The organism is Fictibacillus sp. FJAT-27399, assembly GCF_001510655.1.
Taxonomy (GTDB): Bacteria; Bacillota; Bacilli; order Bacillales; family Fictibacillaceae; genus Fictibacillus_C; species Fictibacillus_C marinisediminis.
Genome location: NZ_LMVC01000003.1, coordinates 234,649 through 253,580, shown reverse-complemented (window position 1 = coordinate 253,580; position 18,932 = coordinate 234,649). Strand labels below are relative to the sequence as shown.

Here is an 18,932-nt window from a genome sequence, read left to right as displayed (position 1 = left end):
ACTACCGCAGATTTAATAGAGCCCCTGAAAGAAGGAGCTTTTGAAGGACCAAACACAACCCCCATCCGCCGATCCCGAGTACAATCGACAGAAAAAAAGGCATGGAATGCTTAAGGGAAAAAGCGACAACAAAAATCAAGACGATGGTGCTCGGCAGCCCGTACAGAACACCATATAAAAACTGGCTCAGGTGATCGGTCCGCTCTCCTTGTGTATAGAGCCAAAACAGACTTAACAGGCTGACCAGCGGAAGAGCCGCGATAATTCCTCCATAACGAGGGGAATGTTTGGCAAGGGCGGTAATCATACCGATCACCAGCGCCGAAATTGTAATTTTAACGACTGTATACATGCTTTGCCTCCGTTCTTAGCTTCTCAAACGCGTCCAAAATCTCTTGTTGTTCTTTTTTGCTCAAACGGCCCAGAACGTTCTGCAGCTTTTCTTCGTCCAGTTCGGTGTTCCGTTTGAGTACTTCCTCTCCTAACCCGGTCAGCTTCACATATACCGCTCTCTTATCCGTCGCCGATCGTTCTTTTTGAGCATAGCCTTTATCGATCAGCCTCTTCACATGCTCGGATGCGGAATGATGCGTAATCTGCAGGACATCTGCCAAAAAGGCAACCGTGGCATCCTTATTCTTTTTCACCGCCTGCATGCACCTCACATTTTGGTGGGTCAACCGTTCTTCGTGTTTGTAATGCAATAAATAATACAGATCGGTCCATATCTCATTTATGAATTGAACATTCATCCTCTTCACCTCTTTTTATATCGTACAATACGATATATTTTTTATCAAGAAGGAGACGCACATTAAACGCCTCCTTTTTTTATATTGCTGCCACTTTTTTCGTTTCTTTTTTAACCGCCTTGTTCAGCGGCCCCGTTACTTTTGTAAAACAGTAGATTCCGAGCATTCCGGACAAGAGATAGGATAAAGCCATGCCCCAGGAAGGAACGAAGGAACCGATCGTGATTCCCGCAGCTCCCAGGATTTTTGCCATCTGGAAGGTTAATCCATGCACCGCCATATAGGAACTCCGTGCATTGTCATTTACGATATCAGCCATCATGGACTGTTTGACTGGAACGTACATGAGCTCTCCGATTGTTGCGATAAAGATGGAAACGAGCAGCAATCCCGCTGAATTGCTGTAGCCCAGTACCGCATAGCCTGCAGCATACATCCAAAATCCAGTATAAATGACTTTCTGGTCCGAATACCGGCTCATCCAGCGTGTGACCAGAACCGTTCCTGCAACAACAAGCACCGTATTGAACGTCCGGATCCAGCTGATCATCCGCAGACCGTCAAGATGGTAGGAAAACAGATCGCCGAACGTTACAAGCCGGGACGTGAATTCTTCCTCAAGACGTACGGAAATATAATTCCCTGTTTGAAATTCAATACTGACGATCAGTGTGGATGCTAGACAGAACCATAAAAACATTTTATCTTTCATGACCGTTTTGTAGTTGCCTGCCATATCTTTGAACACATTCACTTTTTGCGGAACAGCCGTCTGGGTGTAGGATTCTTTCATCACATAAGCCACCAGATAAAGCGTGAAGATGCTGACAAGAGTTATGGCAGTGAACAGCTCAAACCGGTGAGACTTAAACAGGAATCCTCCGACAATGGAACCGAGCGCAATCGACAGGTTCACGGCCCAATAGTTAATGCTGTACATGAACTTCCGGTTTTCCTTCGTACTGACGTCGATCAGCATTGCCTCAGCCGCCGGATTCATCAGCCCCGAGCTGATGCTTTGTATGAGCATCATGAACGAAGTGAGCCAAGCTGAATCGTACCACGGGGAATTGGCTGCTGTCATGAACACGAACGCCACGACCGTAATCAGCTGGGCAACGACCATCACCTTTTTCCGCCCGACCCGGTCCGAAATATAGCCTCCGTAAAATCCGACCAGGATGGATACGAACACGTTGATCAGCAGGATGATTCCCGCAAGCGCCTGCCCGAGCTTGGCAGACAAGTAGATCGCCATAAACGGAAAAATCATCGTTCCGACCACGCGTGTCATAAATGATGTAATAATCCTTATCTTTATATTAGGATGCAAATCCCGAAACATAATTTCTCCCTCCTTTTACCATTTCTTCTATCTGCTGTTTATTTTCCTCTAGTAAAAGGGGAAGAAAAAGTGTAAAATTCAGAAAAGAATTTCACCTTTTATGGAGGAAACCGGCATGGAAATCCTTGATTACTACATCACCCTTCATCTGCAGTATCTCGAGAAGATCGATGAAACCCCGGCAGAAGTCACCGTCAGCCAGCTGGAAACCTTATTTTTCTGTACGAAACGAAACGTCAACCTTCTCTTAAAACGGATGGGCGAGGAAAAATGGCTAACGTGGATTCCTGGAAAAGGCCGCGGCAACCGTTCAAAGGTCCTTTTTCATTACAGCCTGGAAGAAGCGGTTGAGGCTCACTTTGCAAAACTGCTGGCGAAGAACCAAATTACAGAAGCCGCAGAATTTCTGAACCGGCCGCTTCTGCCTGAACACTTGGCGAAAAAGCTTCAAGCCCGTATTCAGGACAACTTCGGCCTTCAGGTCAAACAGACGGTCTCAAGCCGGGTTGATCTGCTGAAGATTCCGATGAGGCGCCCGCTTGCCGCCCTTGATCCAGCTCATTCTTATACAGCAGCAGAAGCACATTTTGTACGGCAGATCTTTGATACGCTCGTGAACTACAACTCAGTGACCGGGAAGTTCGAACCGCACCTTGCCCACCATTGGGACATTAATCAGGATAAAACGGAATGGACTTTTTATTTGCGGAAAAGCGTGCGGTTTCATCACGGCAGGACCCTTACTGCCCAGGATGTAAAATATACACTGGACCGGCTGCAGGATCCTTCGGTGCAATCACCGTACCGCCACCTGTTTTCCGAGATCCAATCCATCCAAACATTCAATGATTACGCAGTGAGGATTATTCTAAAACGGCCGAATGTGTTCTTTTTGCATTACCTCAGCTCCTACCACGCGCCGATTGTGCCGCATGATGTTCCAATCGTCACTGGCAAAGAACTCATCGGGACCGGGCCGTTCAAAGTGATACAGTATAACGATAAGGTGTTTATCCTTGAAGCATTCGATGAGCACTTCAACGGACGGGCACTGCTCGACCGAGTGGAGCTGTGGTTCGTGGAACTGAACGCTGACCGGATTGTCCACTATGAGCTGCCTGGCAGTGAGGCGACAGAAAACCGCCACATGAAGGTGAACAACAACGGCTCTCACTATTTAGTCTTTAATTTTCAAAAGGAAGGTCCACACCACGACCTGTACTTCCGGCAAGCGGTTGATGAACTCATCGATCGGAACCGGATGATCGCCGAGCTTGGCGGACGGCGGAACAGCCCGGCGAGCAGCCTGTGGCCAGAGCGCAGCCAGCATTCATCGTATCCCCCAACATCATTGGATCGCGCCATTGCATTGTTAAGCAAAAGTTCCTATCAGGGAGAGACTCTTACCTTTAAGTATTTGGATTATACGAGCGAGGGATTGAGAGAAGCGGAATGGCTGCAGAAAAGATTCTCGGAAGCAGGTATTTCTGTGGAGCTGTCGCCTTATTCTCTGCTGGATCCGCAGCCCCTTGACGCAGAGATCCTCTCCAAAGGCGAAGTGCTTGAGAGGGATACCCAATACGGCTTCCTTTCCTTTATAAAAAGTAAACGGAGCATGCGCACCCTGCTGTCTCAAGAACAAATTAAGATACTGGATGAATACTTAGCCCGGTTCACACGGGAAGAAAGCTATGAGAAACGGGATTTGATCCTGGAGGAAATCGAAAAATATATTGAGGACGAAAAGATCCTCCTCCACATGTACCATATCGCCAAAGAGTGGAACTACCCTGTATTGCTGAAGGGTATTCGGCTGAATGACTTTGGGTGGGCCGATTTTCGGAAGCTGTGGGTGAAGCCAGAGGTCGGGAGCACAATATAACAAAAAAAGACCAACTCATCGGCGAGTTGGTCTTTTGTTATTTAGTTGTTCTCCACAGAAACCGAGGATACATCGCTTTTTCGACGCTGCTTATTTATCAACGGATATATGATAAAGCCTGCAAGGAACAAACCGATTCCGAGGCCAAACGTCTTAAGGTCCGCTGTTCCCGTTTTGATCACCCATACGGAGTAAATAAGTGCCAATACCGCAATGATGATATCCTTGACTCGCGAGCCTTTTGATCCTTCCATGGCTTCCCCTTTTAAGGTGAGCTTCAGGAAAAAGACGGCAGAAACAAGATATGGGATCAGATAAGCAAGTGTAGCTGCTGTCGTCAGGAATGTATACGCCTGACTGATGGTTCCTGAAATCGTAGAGAAAATTAAGATCTGTGACATCACATTTGTAACAGTAAGAGATCTGGTTGGACTTCCTTTTTTGTTCACTTTTGCAAAATACGCAGGAAAAGTCCCCGATTTTGCCGCTTGATAAGGAACCTCTGCGCTTAAAAGGATCCAGCCGATCGTTGCCCCAAATAAGGAAACGAGTGCGAGAATAGCCATAACATTTGCACCTGCACTGCCAATTATGGCAGAAAGAGCATCAACAAAAGGTTTATCAGAGGCTTTTAAGACTTCCTGAGGCAAAATTCCCATCGTCAGAAGCGTAATGGCCATGTAAATCACAAGAGCAACAATGAGTCCGAAGATCGTAGCGCGGCTCACATCCCGCTGTGATTTCGCACGTCCTGATAAGATAACGGCCGATTCAATACCGATGAACGCCCATAGCGTAGAGATGGCGGCCATTTGCACCTGGCTGAACAGTCCATGTGACGTCCCGCCTTCATCAGCAACAGGTGTATAGAATTCACCGAAATTGGATGACTGGAATGCAAAAAGTGCTGCGACAATAAAGAGTGCAAAACCGGCCACTTTTGATGCTGTTGCAACAAAATTCAATTTTCCGGCTCTGTTCATGCTGCTCACCAAAATAAAGTGAATTCCCCACAGCAAAACCGTACAAACTCCAAACGTAATGATTTTACCGAGTTGAATATCCTGTGATCCTATAGAAAAAACAACATGCTGTGCTTTCATAATGGGTAAGAACGTAGACAGGTAACCAGCAAAGCTTGTGACCATCGCCACATTGCTGATCCAGTTGGCTACCCAGTATCCCCATACCATGCTAAAGCTTGCTACATTCCCTGCGCTTTTTGATTTAAACATCGCGCGTGCATAGCTTTGCGGTCCAGCAGTTAAGTCCGGACGGCGGATGGACAGCTTACTGAAGATCAGCGCAATCATCATGACACCAAAGCCCGTGACAAGCCAGGCAACGGTTACTCCAAGCGGGCTGGCTGTTTGAGCCAATGAACTTGGAAGCATGAATATGCCTGAGCCAACCATATTTCCGATAACGAAGGCGGCTAAAAGCCAGAACCCCCATTTTTTTGTTGTATTCGTAGGTGTATTCATCTAAACCTTTCCCCTCTAAATATAAAAAAACGCATGGTGAGCCACCACCGCGTTTCATATCGAAATTTATTTATTACTTTACCATGCTAATATATCAGATAGATAAAGAAAATGTCAATCCGGCAAACCATTTTACTCAATTGTAATATTTTACCTCACTCTATCGATTACAAAATTTCCTCATTCTTATTTACTAAAAAATCTTTAAAAGGTAAGATATACCTAAAATTAACAGGATGTGAAATGCAGATGGAGATCACTGTGCATTTCTGGTTTAACCTCTCACTGCTCATTGTTTTGCTCTTTTTTTGCCTGCTGGGGACTGGAAGATTTCATGCACAGCAGCGGTACCGAATGATGTTCTATGCTTATTTCATTGTGTCCTTGGTGATTTGTTATCTGTTTTCATATAAACTCAGCAGCAGTATGTATCTGGATCTGCGCAATATACCAGTCATCATCGCTGGATTTTATACAGGGTATGCTCCACTCTTTTGTTTGATCGCTGTTCTTTTAAGAGCCTTTTACGGATTCGACAGCGGGTTTTTCCTAAATATTGTGCTCTATGCAGTGCTCGGATTATCCCTATGGCGCCTCTCACCGTGGTTCCTTAAGCTTTCTTCTAACCGCCGCGTCGGTTTGGCCAGTCTCTTTACGCTGCTGATCAGCTTTTTAACCATGATATTTACCCAGATGATGTTCTCTTCCAAGGTGCTGCTTGATGTCTGGTTTGCCTATATGGTTATTCCTCCATTAGGTGCCGGAATGATTGTTTATTTTATGGAGCTCATTGATAAAAACCTGGTGCTTCAGGAACATATCGTAAGAACCAAAAGACTGGAAGCCGTAGAACAGATGGGGGCTGCCATTTCTCATGAAATCCGCAATCCGCTGACCACTGCCATAGGCTTTGTTCAATTGCTGCAGGAAAATGATGCCCCTCAGGAAAAACAAACGGAATATTTGACCCTTATTAAAAGTGAGCTGGAATCTGCTGAACGAGTGATACAGGATTATCTGACGTTCTCAAAACCATCGCTAGTAACCTTAAGTGATATCTTCCTTCACGAGGAACTTCATCACGTCCTTAAAATTCTTCAGCCGCTCGCTAACCAATATTCAGTAGAAATCACAGAAAAACTTGAACCCGTATCTTCCATTCATGGAGACCGCCAAAAGATTCGCCAGTGCTTTTTAAATATCGTAAAAAATGCCATTGAGTCGATGCCAAACGGTGGAGTACTGACCATAGAATCAACGGCTTCTCCCATAAATGCCATCGTCAAAATTGAAGATTCAGGAGTAGGCATGACAAAACAGCAGATCGACCGCCTTGGTGAACCTTATTATTCTACAAAAGGATCAAAAGGCACAGGCCTCGGAATGATGGTCGTCTACAGCATTGTTCGCGCGCTGCGGGGAACCATCAAGGTCCAGAGCAAGGTAGGGAAAGGAACCGTATTCTTACTTACCTTTCCCATTAAGCCCGAATCCTCACAGCACCTCAACCCATAATTTTTGAAAGCAAAAACTCCCCGCTATGAGGGAGTTTTTTATCCAATAAGAAGGGGTGATAGCTGGCGATGATTAGAGCCAGCTGATTTGTGAAACAAATGAAGCGCCAGAAAAGCAGATGGGAAAAAGCTTGCATATACCTTTCTGCTTTTCTGATGGCGCTTCAATCACCCCCTACCAAAAATCAACAACATGGACCAACAGACCTTATATTAAAAAACCCGCCATTTCAGTGGCGAGTCTCGATAAATTGAAAATAGTTTCCTTTCCCTCCGATGGTGATGAACGAGTGGGTAAGCATAGTCCCGCCTTCCTTCTTGCGGACACCGTCCAGGAGGATGCCGTCCGTGATGCCCGCCGCGACAAAGAAACAGCTGTCACTTTTCACAAGATCATCCATTCTTAGGATTTTACCCGGATCGCTCAATCCCATCGTCACACAGCGATTAAACTCTTCATCATTTTGGCAGACCAGCTGTGCCTGAAAATCACCGCCCAGGCTTCGCAAAGCCGCAGCCGCTATTACTCCCTCTGGCGCTCCCCCAGTTCCCACGAGCAGATCGACGTCAATCTCATCGATTCCTGTAGCTATGGCTCCTGTCACATCTCCATCGGAAAACAGCTTCACTTTTGCTCCGGCTTCAAACACTTGCTGAATAAGATCATGATGGCGGGTTCGGTCTTGGATCATGACCGTAACCTCACTCACATCTTTACCCAATGCATCAGCAACAGCCAAAATATTCTCCGTCAAAGGGGCCTCAATGTAAATTCGCCCCTTTGCTTTTGGTCCCACCGCAATTTTCCTCATATACATATCAGGCGCGTGCAGCAAATGGCCGCGTTCAGCAACAGCAATGACGGTTAAGGAATTGTCCTGTCCCTTAGACATAAGGGTCGTGCCTTCCACCGGATCGACCGCAATGTCCACAGCAGGGCCAACTCCTGTACCAACCTTTTCTCCGATATACAGCATAGGTGCCTCATCCAGTTCTCCCTCACCGATAACGATTGTTCCATCCATCCCGATCGTGTTCATCCGGGTACGCATCGCTTCTGTACCTGCCCCGTCAGCTTCGTTTTTCTTTCCCTTGCCGACCCACGGGTAAGAAGCAATGGCCGCCTGCTGGGCAACTGCTAGAAAATCCAGCGCCAGCGTCTGAATGTCTTCTTTTTTATCCAAGCTCATATTCATGTACGATCCCTCCTCTTCTGATTTTGGACATAGAAAAAGAGGGCCGCCTTCCTGGTTGTTTTCAGTTCAGCGGCCCTCCGGCATATAGCTATTACACGGTTTGTACAGATGTGACGACGCTTTCAAAGGCGGATAAGATAAGATAGGAAGAAGTGGCGCCCGGATCCTGGTTGCCGAGTGACCGCTCTCCCAGCCGGCTGGACCGCCCTTTTTTAGAAAGAAGATCTTTCGTCGATTCCATGCCTTCTTTTGCCGAAGCAACCGCTTTCGTGAATGCGCCAGTAAAGTCCCCGGATTTTTCGTACTCCAGCTTCAGCGTACCCAAAGCCGGCTGAAGAGTATCGACCATCGTTTTATCGCCGACTTCCGCCTGTCCTCTTTCTTTAATTCCTTCAATAAAAGCAGTCCAGAAGCTGTATAGGTCCTCCCCTGAAAGTTCGGTCTTGCCTTGAACTTCCTTACCGCCTCTCAAAAATCCTGTCGCATAAAGAGGGCCGACCGTTGAACCGACCGCGCTTAAAAACGTACGGCCTGCTGTGATGCTGATTTTTCCGCAATCTTCTTCCTCATGCAGTTCACCCTGGAGCTTTTCCTGAACAGCCTGCCAGCCGATCGACATCGTGACACCATGGTCTCCGTCGCCCAATTTGCGGTCAAGCTCGGATAAGTAATCTTTATTTTCCTCGACTGTATCCACAACACTCTGTAAAAAGCCTTTCAATTCTTTCGCTGTAAATGACATGTGATCTCCTCCTTATCGTTGAACATACATCGGGCAATCTGCCGGTGCATCCACAAATTCTGCAAGTTCATCATCAAGCTTGATCAGTGTGACCGAACAGCCGCCCATCTCTAGTGACGTACTGTAATCGCCTACAAAAGAACGGTGGATCTGAATCCCTTTTTCATTTAAAATCTGTTCCACTCTGCGGAAAACGATATAGAGTTCCATCTTGGTGGTTGAACCCAAGCCGTTTACAAGAACAGCTACTTTTTCCCCTTCACCTAATGGCATATCGGCTAGAATATCTTGAACCAATCGGTCTGCTACCTGATCAGCCGGCTGCAGATCGCCTTTTTCTACTCCTGGCTCACCATGGTGTCCGAGGCCGATTTCCATCTCATTTTCTTCAAGCTCAAAACTGGGCTTTCCAGTCTGAGGAAGAGAACAAGGAGAAAGTCCGACACCCATCGTACGGGTTTGATCGTTTGCTTTATTGGCGACTCTGACGACATCCTCTAAGCTGTAGCCTTTTTCAGAAGCCGCACCGGCCACCTTTGTTACGAAAAATTCTCCAGCAATCCCTCTTCGTTTTTCCTTTTCCTCTTTCGGAGCGGATGCGACGTCATCGGTGACGATAACTTTGCCGACCTGAATGTCAGCCTCCAATTCTGCCAGTTCAGCCGCCATCCCAAAATTCATCAGATCTCCGGCATAGTTGCCGTATACATAAATGACTCCTGCCCCTTTATCAATAGCCTTCGTCGCTTCCAGAATCGGATCCGGTGGTGGTGAAGCAAAAATGTTTCCTACCGCTACCCCGTCTGCCATTCCTGGTCCGACATAACCCATAAAAGCAGGTTCATGCCCAGATCCTCCGCCGATTAATACGCCGACTTTGCCTTCTGCTGTTTCCCGGGCCGTTACGATCGAGCGGCTGTTTTCTGACAGCACTCTGACATGCTGCGGGTGGGCTTTTGCGTAACCATCGATCATTTCTTCTACAACACGATTCGGATTATTTATAAGTTTTTTCATGATGAACGGCATCCCCTTTCAGAAATTCTTGTTCTTTATCTGTGATCTGCTGTACTTTTCTTCCGGAATTTCCTCCTGAGAAATGAGATTCGAGATAGGTTTTAACCACCTGTTTGGCGAGCTCAATCCCGATAACCTTCGATCCCATCGTCAGCACCTGAGCATTGTTGCTTTTCTGGGCACGTTCTGCAGAATACGTATCATGGCAGAGGGCTGCGCGGATGCCTGGCACTTTTCCTGCTGCGATCGCCACTCCGATTCCTGTTCCGCAGCACAGGATTCCTCTGTCCAGTTTGTTTTGAATGATTCCTTCTCCTACCTCAAACGCCACTTCCGGATAATCGACCTCAGAACACGAATGGCAGCCGTAATCTACTACCTCGTGGCCCAGCTCTTGTATATAGCTTTTAAGACTTTCTTTCATATCAAAGGCATTATGGTCAGAACCCAATCCTATCCTCATTATACAACTCCCTTTCTCTCTATTTTAGTCTTATAACGAAATTTTCTAATTATTGTTTTCTTTCATTTATTTTTTCATTTATTTCGTTTTATGTCAATTGTTTATTGTTATTTATTTTCATTTATTTTCGTTTTGTGTTTTGGGGTAAAAAGAAGAACGCCTCGCAAAAGACGTTCTTTTCATCTTTTTAAAATTCCAAACTCTCTTATGCCTTTTGTGCTGTTTTAAATTCCTCTATTGAGATCCGTTCTGCTTCTTCCGCTTCCTCTTTGGAAAGAGTTACAAATTTCATTAGAACAGCACTCACAAGATACAAGCCTGTGTAGATCCAAATAATGCCTACCGTATCTACCATTCCAATGAAAGCCCCTACGATTGCCGGACCGACGAATGTACTCAGTCCTGCTCCAAGGTTAAGAATAGACATCGCTGCACCCCTGTTTTCTGGGGCTAGCGAAGGAATTAGTGCTGATAAGGGTACGAATCCTGCAAGACATGCGCCATAGCAGGCAGCTACTGCTGTTGCCACAAAGTAATTAGGACCGGCCGCGAGCGGTACATAATAGAAGGCTGCTGTAAAAATAGCGCAGCCGACGCCGCCGAACCACATGACCGTGTTCCGCCACCCCAGCTTGTCACCAACAATGCCGAAAATAAGGTTAAAGATGATGTTGCTCGTCCAGAGAGAGCCGTAGATTTGCAGCCACTCCGATCGAGTAAACCCAAGATCCATCATGAACGCCGGCATGAAGACTACAAAACCGTAGGCAGCGGATGTGTTAATCGTCCGTACGATTCCACCCATGCCGATTTTCGGATTTTCAAATGCGATGGTCACGCCTTTTAATAGATATCTCAAAGCGTCGCCTTTATTTTCAAATTTCTTTTTGTGTTCTTTGTCTTTGTTCAGAAAAATTGCAACAGTCGCTCCCAATAGTACGAAAACAAGTGCGCTCCATAACGTTTTCATTTCACCCAGCACCGGCAGTGCAAAGCTTGAATAGTACGCGCCAAGTACGTTTAATCCGCCGCTGAAAGCAAACCAGAACCAGCCTACTGCTGTTCCAAGCTTGTCAGCCGGGGCATAATAAGTCACCCATACGAGGAAAGAATAGGCGAAAAGCGGATATCCCAGTCCCCGTAAAGCATAGGTTGGGAGCATAATAGCAAGATTCATGCTCGTAATTCCGAACGTCAGGAAAACTACCGAACCAGCTATAAACAGCGTCAGCCCCAGCATCATCGCTTTCCTCGGTCCGAGCACTTCGGCCAGGACACCTGACAGCCACGCTGCTATCGCAACAGCAAAGCCATAAACACTAAAAATAAGAGCGGATTCCTGCATCGTTAGGCCATGGTCTGTTAAATAAGAAGAAAGCCAGCCTAACTCAAGGCCATCACCCATCATAAAAATCAAAACCCCGAAATAACCGAGAGCCATTTTCCGATCCATTCCGATTCTGTCCAAAAGACGATCCACTTGTATTCCTCCTTTGCCTGATGGTTTTTAATAAGAAGGCTGCCAGCTTCCAACCAGCAGCCATTGTTTTTATAGATTCGGATCAAGCACAACTTTCAAGGACTCTGCCCCGTTTTTCACAAGCTGGAAGCCCTTTTCGAATTCTTCCAGCGGCAGTGTATGCGTCACGACACCGTCTGTCGGAAGGTCGCCGTTGGAGATTCCTTTAATCACATGCTCGTAGCAGTATGGGCCGAGGTGGGAACCAAGCACATCCAGTTCTTTGCGATCGCTGATGATGCTCCAGTCTACCGTTACCGGCTCCTTAAATACGCTGAATTCCACGAAACGTCCAAGCTTGCGGATCATGGTCAGTCCTTGCTCCACCGACTTCTGTGCGCCTGTTGCTTCAATATAAATGTCACAGCCATAACCGTCCGTTAATTCTTTGACAATGGCATTCACGTCATCCTTTGCCGGGTTGAGCACCATGTCAGCTCCGAATTTTTTGGCAAGCTCTAAACGCTCTTCGAAAAGGTCAAGCACGATTAGTTTCCCAGGGCCTGATTTCTTGATGGCACCAATCATCCCAAGACCGAGTGTTCCCGCACCTGCAAGAACAACCACATCTCCAAGCTGAATCTGCGCACGCTGTACAGCATGGAAAGAACATGCATATGGCTCGATCAAGATAGCTTTTTCAATCGGAAGGTTCTCAGGCACTTTATAATTGATGGCTTCCTTCGTAAACTTCATGTATTCTGCCATGGCACCGTTTACATTATTCTGAAATCCGTAGAGATCATGCTTTTCACACATCCAGTATTGTCCGCGATTACAAAATCGGCAATCCCAGCAAGGAACGATCTGTTCCGAAATCACACGTTCGCCCAGCTCAAACCCGGTTACCCCTTCACCAAGACCTACTACATGACCGATAAATTCATGGCCAGGAATCATTGGAGCTTTAATATAAGCAGGCTGCTTTTCATCTCCCCAGAAGCTTGGTGCACCGTCAAACGCTTTTAAATCTCCGGCACAAATTCCGCACGCTTCCACTTTTACAAGAATCTCACCTTCTCCGATCTCAGGAACAGGAACCGTTTCAAACCGGTAATCTCCTGGCGCATATGCTACAACCGCCTTCATGGTCTTCGGAATACTCACATTCTTCGTCTCTTGTTCAGCAACCGTCTTCATGCTCATCAATATCTCTCCCTTTGTATGATAGTTATAGAGAACGCTTTCATTTTCTCAAAAAATAACTGACTTTCCTCCTTTTTGTTTTTATATTCTTTCTTTTTTTATCGTTTATTTTCGTAATTGCGAGGTATTGGGTTCATTATAGTACCTTTATGTTTGAATAGTCAATTAATTTTTGGTTTTTTTATATTTTATTTTCGTTTTATTTTGTTTTATTATTGATTTACAATGTTTATGAAAGATGGTGTAATAGAATAATAAAAGTAAAACAGCCAAAACGATAAACATAACTAATCGATTTGTAGGTGATTTTATTGGGAAAAATGTTTGTGCCAGAACGACGCAAAGCCATACTTGATAGATTGAATGAAAGCCAGAGAGTCTCCATCAAAGAACTTGCTCAAGAGATTCAAGTATCTGAAGCCACCCTCCGGACAGATCTAACACGCATGGAAGAAGAGGGACTGCTGAAACGAACCCATGGCGGAGCTGTCTTGGCAGAGTCAAATGACAATGAAACGAGCTTTTCCATTCGTGAAAAGAAAAACAAAACCGAAAAGTCAGTGATTGCCAAAGAGGCCGCCGCATTGATCGAGAACGGACAGTGCATCATGCTCGATGCCAGCTCCACCGCCCTCGAACTTGCCCGTGTCTTGAAGGAAAAGCAAATCAGGCTCACTGTTGTTACCAGCGGAATCAACACCGCTCTCGAGCTGAATGAACATCCGGACATTACCGTCATTTTATTGGGCGGCATCGTAAAACGGGGATCACACTCCCTAGAAGGTACACTCGGGGTCAACATTCTAAGCCAGATTAATATTGATCTGCTGTTTACCTCTTCCAACGGGTTCTCCATTAAATCCGGACTTACCGATTTCAGCGTCTATGAAGTCGAGCTGAAAAAAGCGATGGTAAAGGCAAGCAAGAAAGTAGTAGCCTTGCTCGATCACTCCAAATTTCACAAAAACTCCATCGCATCCTTCGCCGCTCTCGATGACCTTGACATCATCATTACGGACAGCAGTGAAGCAGAAAGCGATAAATCCGCTCTCGAGCAGCATGGTGTTGAATTGATAACGGTGGAAACGGAATAAAGAAAAGCAGCCTGACACAATTATGTCGGCTGCTTATTTTATTACCAAATGGTATAACCTCCATCGACAATAAAGGTCGATCCTGTTGCAAAGGTGGAAGCGTCCGATGCCAAATAGATCGCTAACCCGCCAAGTTCATGCGGTTCTCCCAGCCTCTTCATCGGTACAAGATCAAGCACATGCGCGAGTTCCCCTCCCGGCGCAAAGATTGGCTTTGTCATCTCCGTTTTCATATAGCCTGGCGCGATGGCGTTCACCCGGATGTTATAAGGTGCCCACTCAGAGGCAAGACACTTTGTCATCATGGCTACTGCCGCTTTTGAAGCATTGTACGCGCACTGCGCTTCTGTGTTGGCGATAAAACTCGACATGGAAGCAACATTAATAACCGAGCCTCCTCCATTTTCTTTCATAACCTTTCCCGCATATTTGGAAAGCAGAAAGACACCATTCACGTTCACGTCCATTGTTTTCTTCCAATCTTCTAAACTCTGTTCTTCCACCGTGATCTTCTGGCAGATTCCCGCGTTGTTAACAAGAATATCGATGGCACCGAAATCGCTTACAATTTCGTTGATACAGCTTTTCACTTCATCCTCTAGGGTCACATCCAGTTTAAGACCTAGCGTTTTTACCTGATGAGCTTTGAGTTCTTCAGCACTCTGCTTTGCCGTGCCCTCGTCCATATCGGCGATCACTACGTTCGCGCCTGCCTGCGCGAGCGCTTCAGCCATCGCTTTCCCCAATCCTCTTCCTCCGCCTGTAACAAGAGCTGTCTTCCCTTTTAAACTAAAAAGCTGCTGATAGTCCATACATATCCTCCCTAAACTAAAAGTTATGTAGAATTCTATCATTTACTTTCGTTTTGTCAATTTTATTTTTGTTTTATTTCGTTTTCTGAAGTTAGATGGTAGGAATGGTTTCGATAACCTCCTGAAGATGGGAGATTCATAGAATGGAGGATTTTCGCTGCAATAGAAGGCGAGGCTATGTTAAGAAAGTTGCGCAACTCGCGGTTTGTTATAGTACTTCCGAACAGCGCTACATAATCATTGAGCGCTGGAAGGTAAGCCGTTTTAGAAGAATGGGAGCAGCTTGTGCAAAACCACTTTCCGTAAAACCTTGTCATCGGTAAGTGATTGCAGTTTGGACAGTGCACACCGTTTAGAATTTCATTGGGCGAAATTTCATAGAGCGAGAGAATGTCGGGGGTAAAAGGGCTGTGGGCTTTGAGTAGCTGACGGGAAATTCTATTCATCTCTTTTTGGGGAATTTCTTTTGTATATTGGCGTTGGAAGGCTGCAATTCTGAAGGGAATGTCTTTGTTCTGGGTTACTTTTTTTGAGGATTCTGGGGATAGCTTCATAAGAGAGTTTTTAATTACTGTTTTGGGATGGCTGATGACAACCAGGGTTTCAACTGGGAATGCAGTCAGCTTTTGTTGTGAGAACCAAGAGAGCAGCTGTACTTTTTGCAGTTCAGCTTGAAGGATTGGATCCGCGAACGCCTCCTCTTTTTCATTGGAAATTCTGATCAATTGTCTGAAGTCTTCATCAAAAATGAGGGTACCTGCAATGTTCTTCACCTCCAAAATTAGAGCAAAACTTTGAGAAAGTATGAGAGTATCGAGTTGAAAGTGCCGTTTTCGGTCAGGAAGCCTAAGATCATGGAAAATGCTGAACTCCTTTTCCTGCAAAAAGCCCAGCGGATAGTCCAACGCCTGTTCGCCCCGATAACCGGCCAGCCTTTTGGCATAATCCAGCTCAATTTCCCGCCGTTTAGGATGATTTTGGGGAATTCGCCGCAATAATGCCTCCAAAGCGGTTATATATTGCGGGTACGCCCGTTCTTTTATGATCAAATTATTACTCTCCTTTCTTTTTGGTAGTTATTCCCGTTGATTGAGAGCGATTCCTGCTACGGTGAGTGAAATAATTGGGGTGCGTTATTTTGGTTACGTGCGGGTTTTGTTGGTTTACTGTCCACTTAAGGGAACTTACTGTCCACTTTTTCTTGTTTACGTGCGACTTTTCGTAGCTTACATGCCAAACACAGCACTTTACATGCCAAACAACGCATCCACATCCACCCGCCCGCAAAATGGTGTCCCGCTCATCAAAGCGGGACACCATTTTGCAGCACTTCTTCTGCCTCTCCACTCTTCAGCCGCTTCAGTCCATGCATCAACGAACGCTTCTCCTGTCCGAAAAAATCATGCAGCTCCAAATAATAGCGGTACAGCTCTTCATACTTCCTCACGTTTTCAGGAATTGGCTTGAATGTTTCTTCCTTCACTCGTGCCATCTTCTCAGCTGCTTCAAAAATAGAATCATAGCCTCCTGCCTCACGCCCTGCCGCTACTGCCGCATACATCGCAGCGCCAAGTGCGGTCGTCTGGCGTGAGTCGGCGATTTTAATCTCGCGGTTCGTTACATCCGCATAGATCTGCATCAACAGGTGATTCCGTTCAGGCAGTCCGCCCACGGCAAAGATTTCATCAACAGCCACGCCGGCATCAACGAAACTTTCAATGATCTTTTTTGTGCCAAAAGCCGTTGATTCCAACAAAGCCCGGTAGATTTCTTCCGGTTTTGTTGCCAGTGTGAGACCAACAATCGCCCCGGACAAATGAGCATCAACGAGAACAGAGCGATTGCCATTCCACCAGTCCAGTGCAACAAGCCCAGACTGACCCGGCCTGCAGGCTGCTGCCTTCTTCTCCAGTAATTGATGGACGTTCATTCCGGCATCGGCCGCTTCTTTTTTCACATAATCGGGAACAGCCTGGTCAACATACCAGGCAAAGGAATCACCAACAGCAACCTGCCCGGTTTCGTAACTGATGCAGCCTGGAATAATGCCGTCTTCTACAATCCCGCACACACCTTTAATCGGTTCTTCCACATCAGAAATCAGCATATGGCAAGTTGAGGTCCCCATCGCCATTACAAGCTGGCCAGGGTTTACAGCGCCAACTGCCGGAACCCCTGCATGAGCGTCAATAATCCCTACCGCTACAGCAATCCCGGGTTCTAATCCTATAAGCCTTGCCATTTCTTCTGTAAGTTCTCCCGCTTTTTCTCCAATGGATAAAACTGGCCCTCGCATTTTCGTATCTAAAATGTTTTCAAGGCGTGTGTCGAGCGTGCTGAAAAATTCAGCGGAAGGATAACCCTCTTCTTTATTCCAAAAGGCTTTATAGCCGCATGTGTTGCTGCTGCGGACCATGTTTCCGGCAAGCCGTGAGGTAACCCAGTCACCCGCTTCCATAAACAGATCCGTTTCTTCAAAAACGTCAGGCGCCTCCCTCAAGATCTGCAATATTTTTGGAAACATCCATTCTGACGAAGCCTTTCCTCCATATCGTTTCAGAAAACCCTCGTTCCTCTCTTCTGCAAGTTTCGTGAGTTCGTCCGCTTCTGGCTGTGCGGCATGATGCTTCCATAGCTTGACCCAGCTGTGCGGATTATCTTCCCAGTCTGGCTGCAGGCAGAGCGGTTCACCCTCTGCAGTTAGCGGCATAATCGTAGACGCAGTAAAATCGATCCCGAGGCCGATAACATCTTCTGCGCTTACCTTAGCCTGTTGAAGGACAGCAGGCACCGATTCACGCAGAACATCAAAATAATCCCCGGGATGCTGCAAGGCCCAGTCCGCTTCAAGGGCTGTACCTCCAGGAAGTTTCTCATCCATCACACCATGTCTGTAAGCGGTAACACTTGTGGCAATTTCTTCTCCGGAAGCAGCATCCACAAGCAAAACCCGCCCGGATTCCGTTCCATAATCAATTCCGATCACATATTTTTTCTGCAAAACAGCATCCTCCTTTGGTCTATCGCTCTTTTGTAGAATAGTACTACACTTTTTCGGGAAACGCACAAAAAATTAATCTCACCCCTGCTTCAAAACCCTCAAAAACACTTCCATTGCCTTCGTCTGAAATTCCGTATCCTGTGTCACGAGAGTGAACTGCCGCTGGACCGGAAAGCCCGGCAGATCAAGGACCTTAAGCGTTCCTAAAGCAAGCTCCTTCCGTATCGTCCATGTGGAAAGAAACGAAACACCGAGACCCGCCTCGACCGACTCTTTAATGATCTGCGTGCTCCCGAACTCCATCACTGAACCTGGAGTAAATCGATGGTCAGCAAACATCTGCTCTGTTGCTTCACGCGTTCCGGATCCCTGCTCCCGTACGATCCACGTTTCATCCTCAAGACCAGAAAACGAAACCACTTCCTTCTGAGCCAGCGGATGTCCAGCTGAAACAACGACCACGAGACTATCCACAGAAAAACGCTCCATCGCCACGTGCTCATCTGTCATCTTTCCTTCAATGATTCCCACATCGATATGCCGGGATGCCACTTGGTGAACAATTTCGCGGGTGTTGCCGATCATGATGGACGGGTTGATCTGCGGGAACTCCGCACGGATCGTAGCAATGATGTGAGGCAGAATATACTCACCAAACGTGTAACTCGCCCCGATGCTCAGCTTCCCGCTCGGCTCGCTCATCAAGTCAGCGACAAGCACATTCATCTTTTCATAGAGCGACAGGATTTCCTTGGCATGATGGTAGACAATTTCTCCAGCCTTCGTCATCTGCACCATCTTGTTATTCCGTTCAAGCAGTTTCGCATTCATTTTACTCTCTAAGTTTTTGATATAACGGCTCACCGCCGGCTGGGTGATATGCAAAACTTCCGCCGCATGCGAAAAGTTGGCTTTTTCCACGACCGTCACAAATACATGCAGTTCCTGATCCACTGTCTTTCCCT

17 protein-coding genes are annotated in these 18,932 nt (G+C 46.5%); 3 read left to right on the top strand and 14 right to left on the bottom strand.

What is annotated here, in order from left to right; genetic code table 11:
• Window position 1: 1 nt before the first annotated feature.
• The 3 genes from AR335_RS15410 to AR335_RS15400 form a co-directional block, all read right to left on the bottom strand.
• Window positions 2-352 (bottom strand): DUF3147 family protein, encoded by a 351-nt coding sequence (locus AR335_RS15410; protein WP_053356850.1) that lies wholly within the window; start codon window positions 350-352, stop codon window positions 2-4.
• The gene (locus tag AR335_RS15405; protein WP_082316118.1) at window positions 336-752 is read right to left on the bottom strand and encodes a MarR family winged helix-turn-helix transcriptional regulator; all 417 of its coding nucleotides are present in this window, start codon (window positions 750-752) and stop codon (window positions 336-338) included. Before AR335_RS15405 ends, AR335_RS15410 begins: the two co-directional genes overlap by 17 nt.
• 79 nt (window positions 753-831) lie before the next feature.
• Window positions 832-2,100: an MDR family MFS transporter gene (locus AR335_RS15400; RefSeq protein WP_062237555.1), complete on the bottom strand. Its 1,269-nt coding sequence runs from the start codon at window positions 2,098-2,100 to the stop codon at window positions 832-834.
• 112 nt (window positions 2,101-2,212) lie between these two features.
• Here AR335_RS15400 and AR335_RS15395 point away from each other — a divergent pair, with 112 nt between their 5' ends.
• A complete protein-coding gene (locus AR335_RS15395; protein WP_062237552.1) occupies window positions 2,213-3,979 on the top strand; it encodes an ABC transporter substrate-binding protein in 1,767 nt (588 codons plus the stop codon).
• A gap of 41 nt (window positions 3,980-4,020) precedes the next feature.
• On the opposite strand, the gene AR335_RS15390 is transcribed toward AR335_RS15395, so the two are convergent.
• A complete protein-coding gene (locus AR335_RS15390) occupies window positions 4,021-5,463 on the bottom strand; it encodes an amino acid permease (protein WP_062237550.1) in 1,443 nt (480 codons plus the stop codon).
• 249 nt (window positions 5,464-5,712) lie between these two features.
• Between AR335_RS15390 and AR335_RS15385 the strand changes: the two genes are divergently transcribed.
• Window positions 5,713-6,978: an ATP-binding protein gene (locus tag AR335_RS15385; RefSeq protein ID WP_062238011.1), complete on the top strand. Its 1,266-nt coding sequence runs from the start codon at window positions 5,713-5,715 to the stop codon at window positions 6,976-6,978.
• A 229-nt stretch (window positions 6,979-7,207) separates the two neighbouring features.
• On the opposite strand, the gene glpX is transcribed toward AR335_RS15385, so the two are convergent.
• The 6 genes from glpX to AR335_RS15355 form a co-directional block, all read right to left on the bottom strand.
• Entirely contained in the window at window positions 7,208-8,173 is a 966-nt protein-coding gene (glpX, locus tag AR335_RS15380; RefSeq protein WP_062237548.1) for a class II fructose-bisphosphatase, read from the bottom strand.
• Window positions 8,174-8,264: 91 nt separating this feature from the next.
• A complete protein-coding gene (gene dhaL / locus AR335_RS15375; protein WP_062237546.1) occupies window positions 8,265-8,915 on the bottom strand; it encodes a dihydroxyacetone kinase subunit DhaL in 651 nt (216 codons plus the stop codon).
• 12 nt (window positions 8,916-8,927) lie between these two features.
• Window positions 8,928-9,932, bottom strand: coding sequence for a dihydroxyacetone kinase subunit DhaK (locus AR335_RS15370; protein ID WP_062237544.1), 1,005 nt, complete (start codon window positions 9,930-9,932; stop codon window positions 8,928-8,930).
• Window positions 9,913-10,395, bottom strand: a complete 483-nt coding sequence (gene rpiB / locus AR335_RS15365; protein ID WP_062237542.1) for a ribose 5-phosphate isomerase B — start codon at window positions 10,393-10,395, stop codon at window positions 9,913-9,915. Before rpiB ends, AR335_RS15370 begins: the two co-directional genes overlap by 20 nt.
• A gap of 205 nt (window positions 10,396-10,600) precedes the next feature.
• A complete protein-coding gene (locus tag AR335_RS15360) occupies window positions 10,601-11,848 on the bottom strand; it encodes an MFS transporter (RefSeq protein WP_062238009.1) in 1,248 nt (415 codons plus the stop codon).
• A 96-nt stretch (window positions 11,849-11,944) separates the two neighbouring features.
• A complete protein-coding gene (locus AR335_RS15355; RefSeq protein WP_062238007.1) occupies window positions 11,945-13,054 on the bottom strand; it encodes an MDR/zinc-dependent alcohol dehydrogenase-like family protein in 1,110 nt (369 codons plus the stop codon).
• 326 nt (window positions 13,055-13,380) lie between these two features.
• Here AR335_RS15355 and AR335_RS15350 point away from each other — a divergent pair, with 326 nt between their 5' ends.
• Window positions 13,381-14,154 (top strand): DeoR/GlpR family DNA-binding transcription regulator, encoded by a 774-nt coding sequence (locus AR335_RS15350; RefSeq protein WP_062238005.1) that lies wholly within the window; start codon window positions 13,381-13,383, stop codon window positions 14,152-14,154.
• Between the two features lie 41 nt (window positions 14,155-14,195).
• Here the strand turns inward: AR335_RS15350 and AR335_RS15345 are convergent, their stop codons facing one another.
• The 4 genes from AR335_RS15345 to AR335_RS15330 form a co-directional block, all read right to left on the bottom strand.
• Window positions 14,196-14,966, bottom strand: a complete 771-nt coding sequence (locus tag AR335_RS15345; RefSeq protein ID WP_062237540.1) for an SDR family NAD(P)-dependent oxidoreductase — start codon at window positions 14,964-14,966, stop codon at window positions 14,196-14,198.
• A 62-nt stretch (window positions 14,967-15,028) separates the two neighbouring features.
• Complete coding sequence (locus AR335_RS15340) at window positions 15,029-16,015, bottom strand: nuclease-related domain-containing protein (protein ID WP_062237538.1); 987 nt, start codon at window positions 16,013-16,015, stop codon at window positions 15,029-15,031.
• 254 nt (window positions 16,016-16,269) lie between these two features.
• The gene (locus tag AR335_RS15335; protein ID WP_062237536.1) at window positions 16,270-17,967 is read right to left on the bottom strand and encodes a ribulokinase; all 1,698 of its coding nucleotides are present in this window, start codon (window positions 17,965-17,967) and stop codon (window positions 16,270-16,272) included.
• A 78-nt stretch (window positions 17,968-18,045) separates the two neighbouring features.
• Window positions 18,046-18,921, bottom strand: coding sequence for a LysR family transcriptional regulator (locus AR335_RS15330; RefSeq protein WP_062237534.1), 876 nt, complete (start codon window positions 18,919-18,921; stop codon window positions 18,046-18,048).
• Window positions 18,922-18,932: the final 11 nt, after the last annotated feature.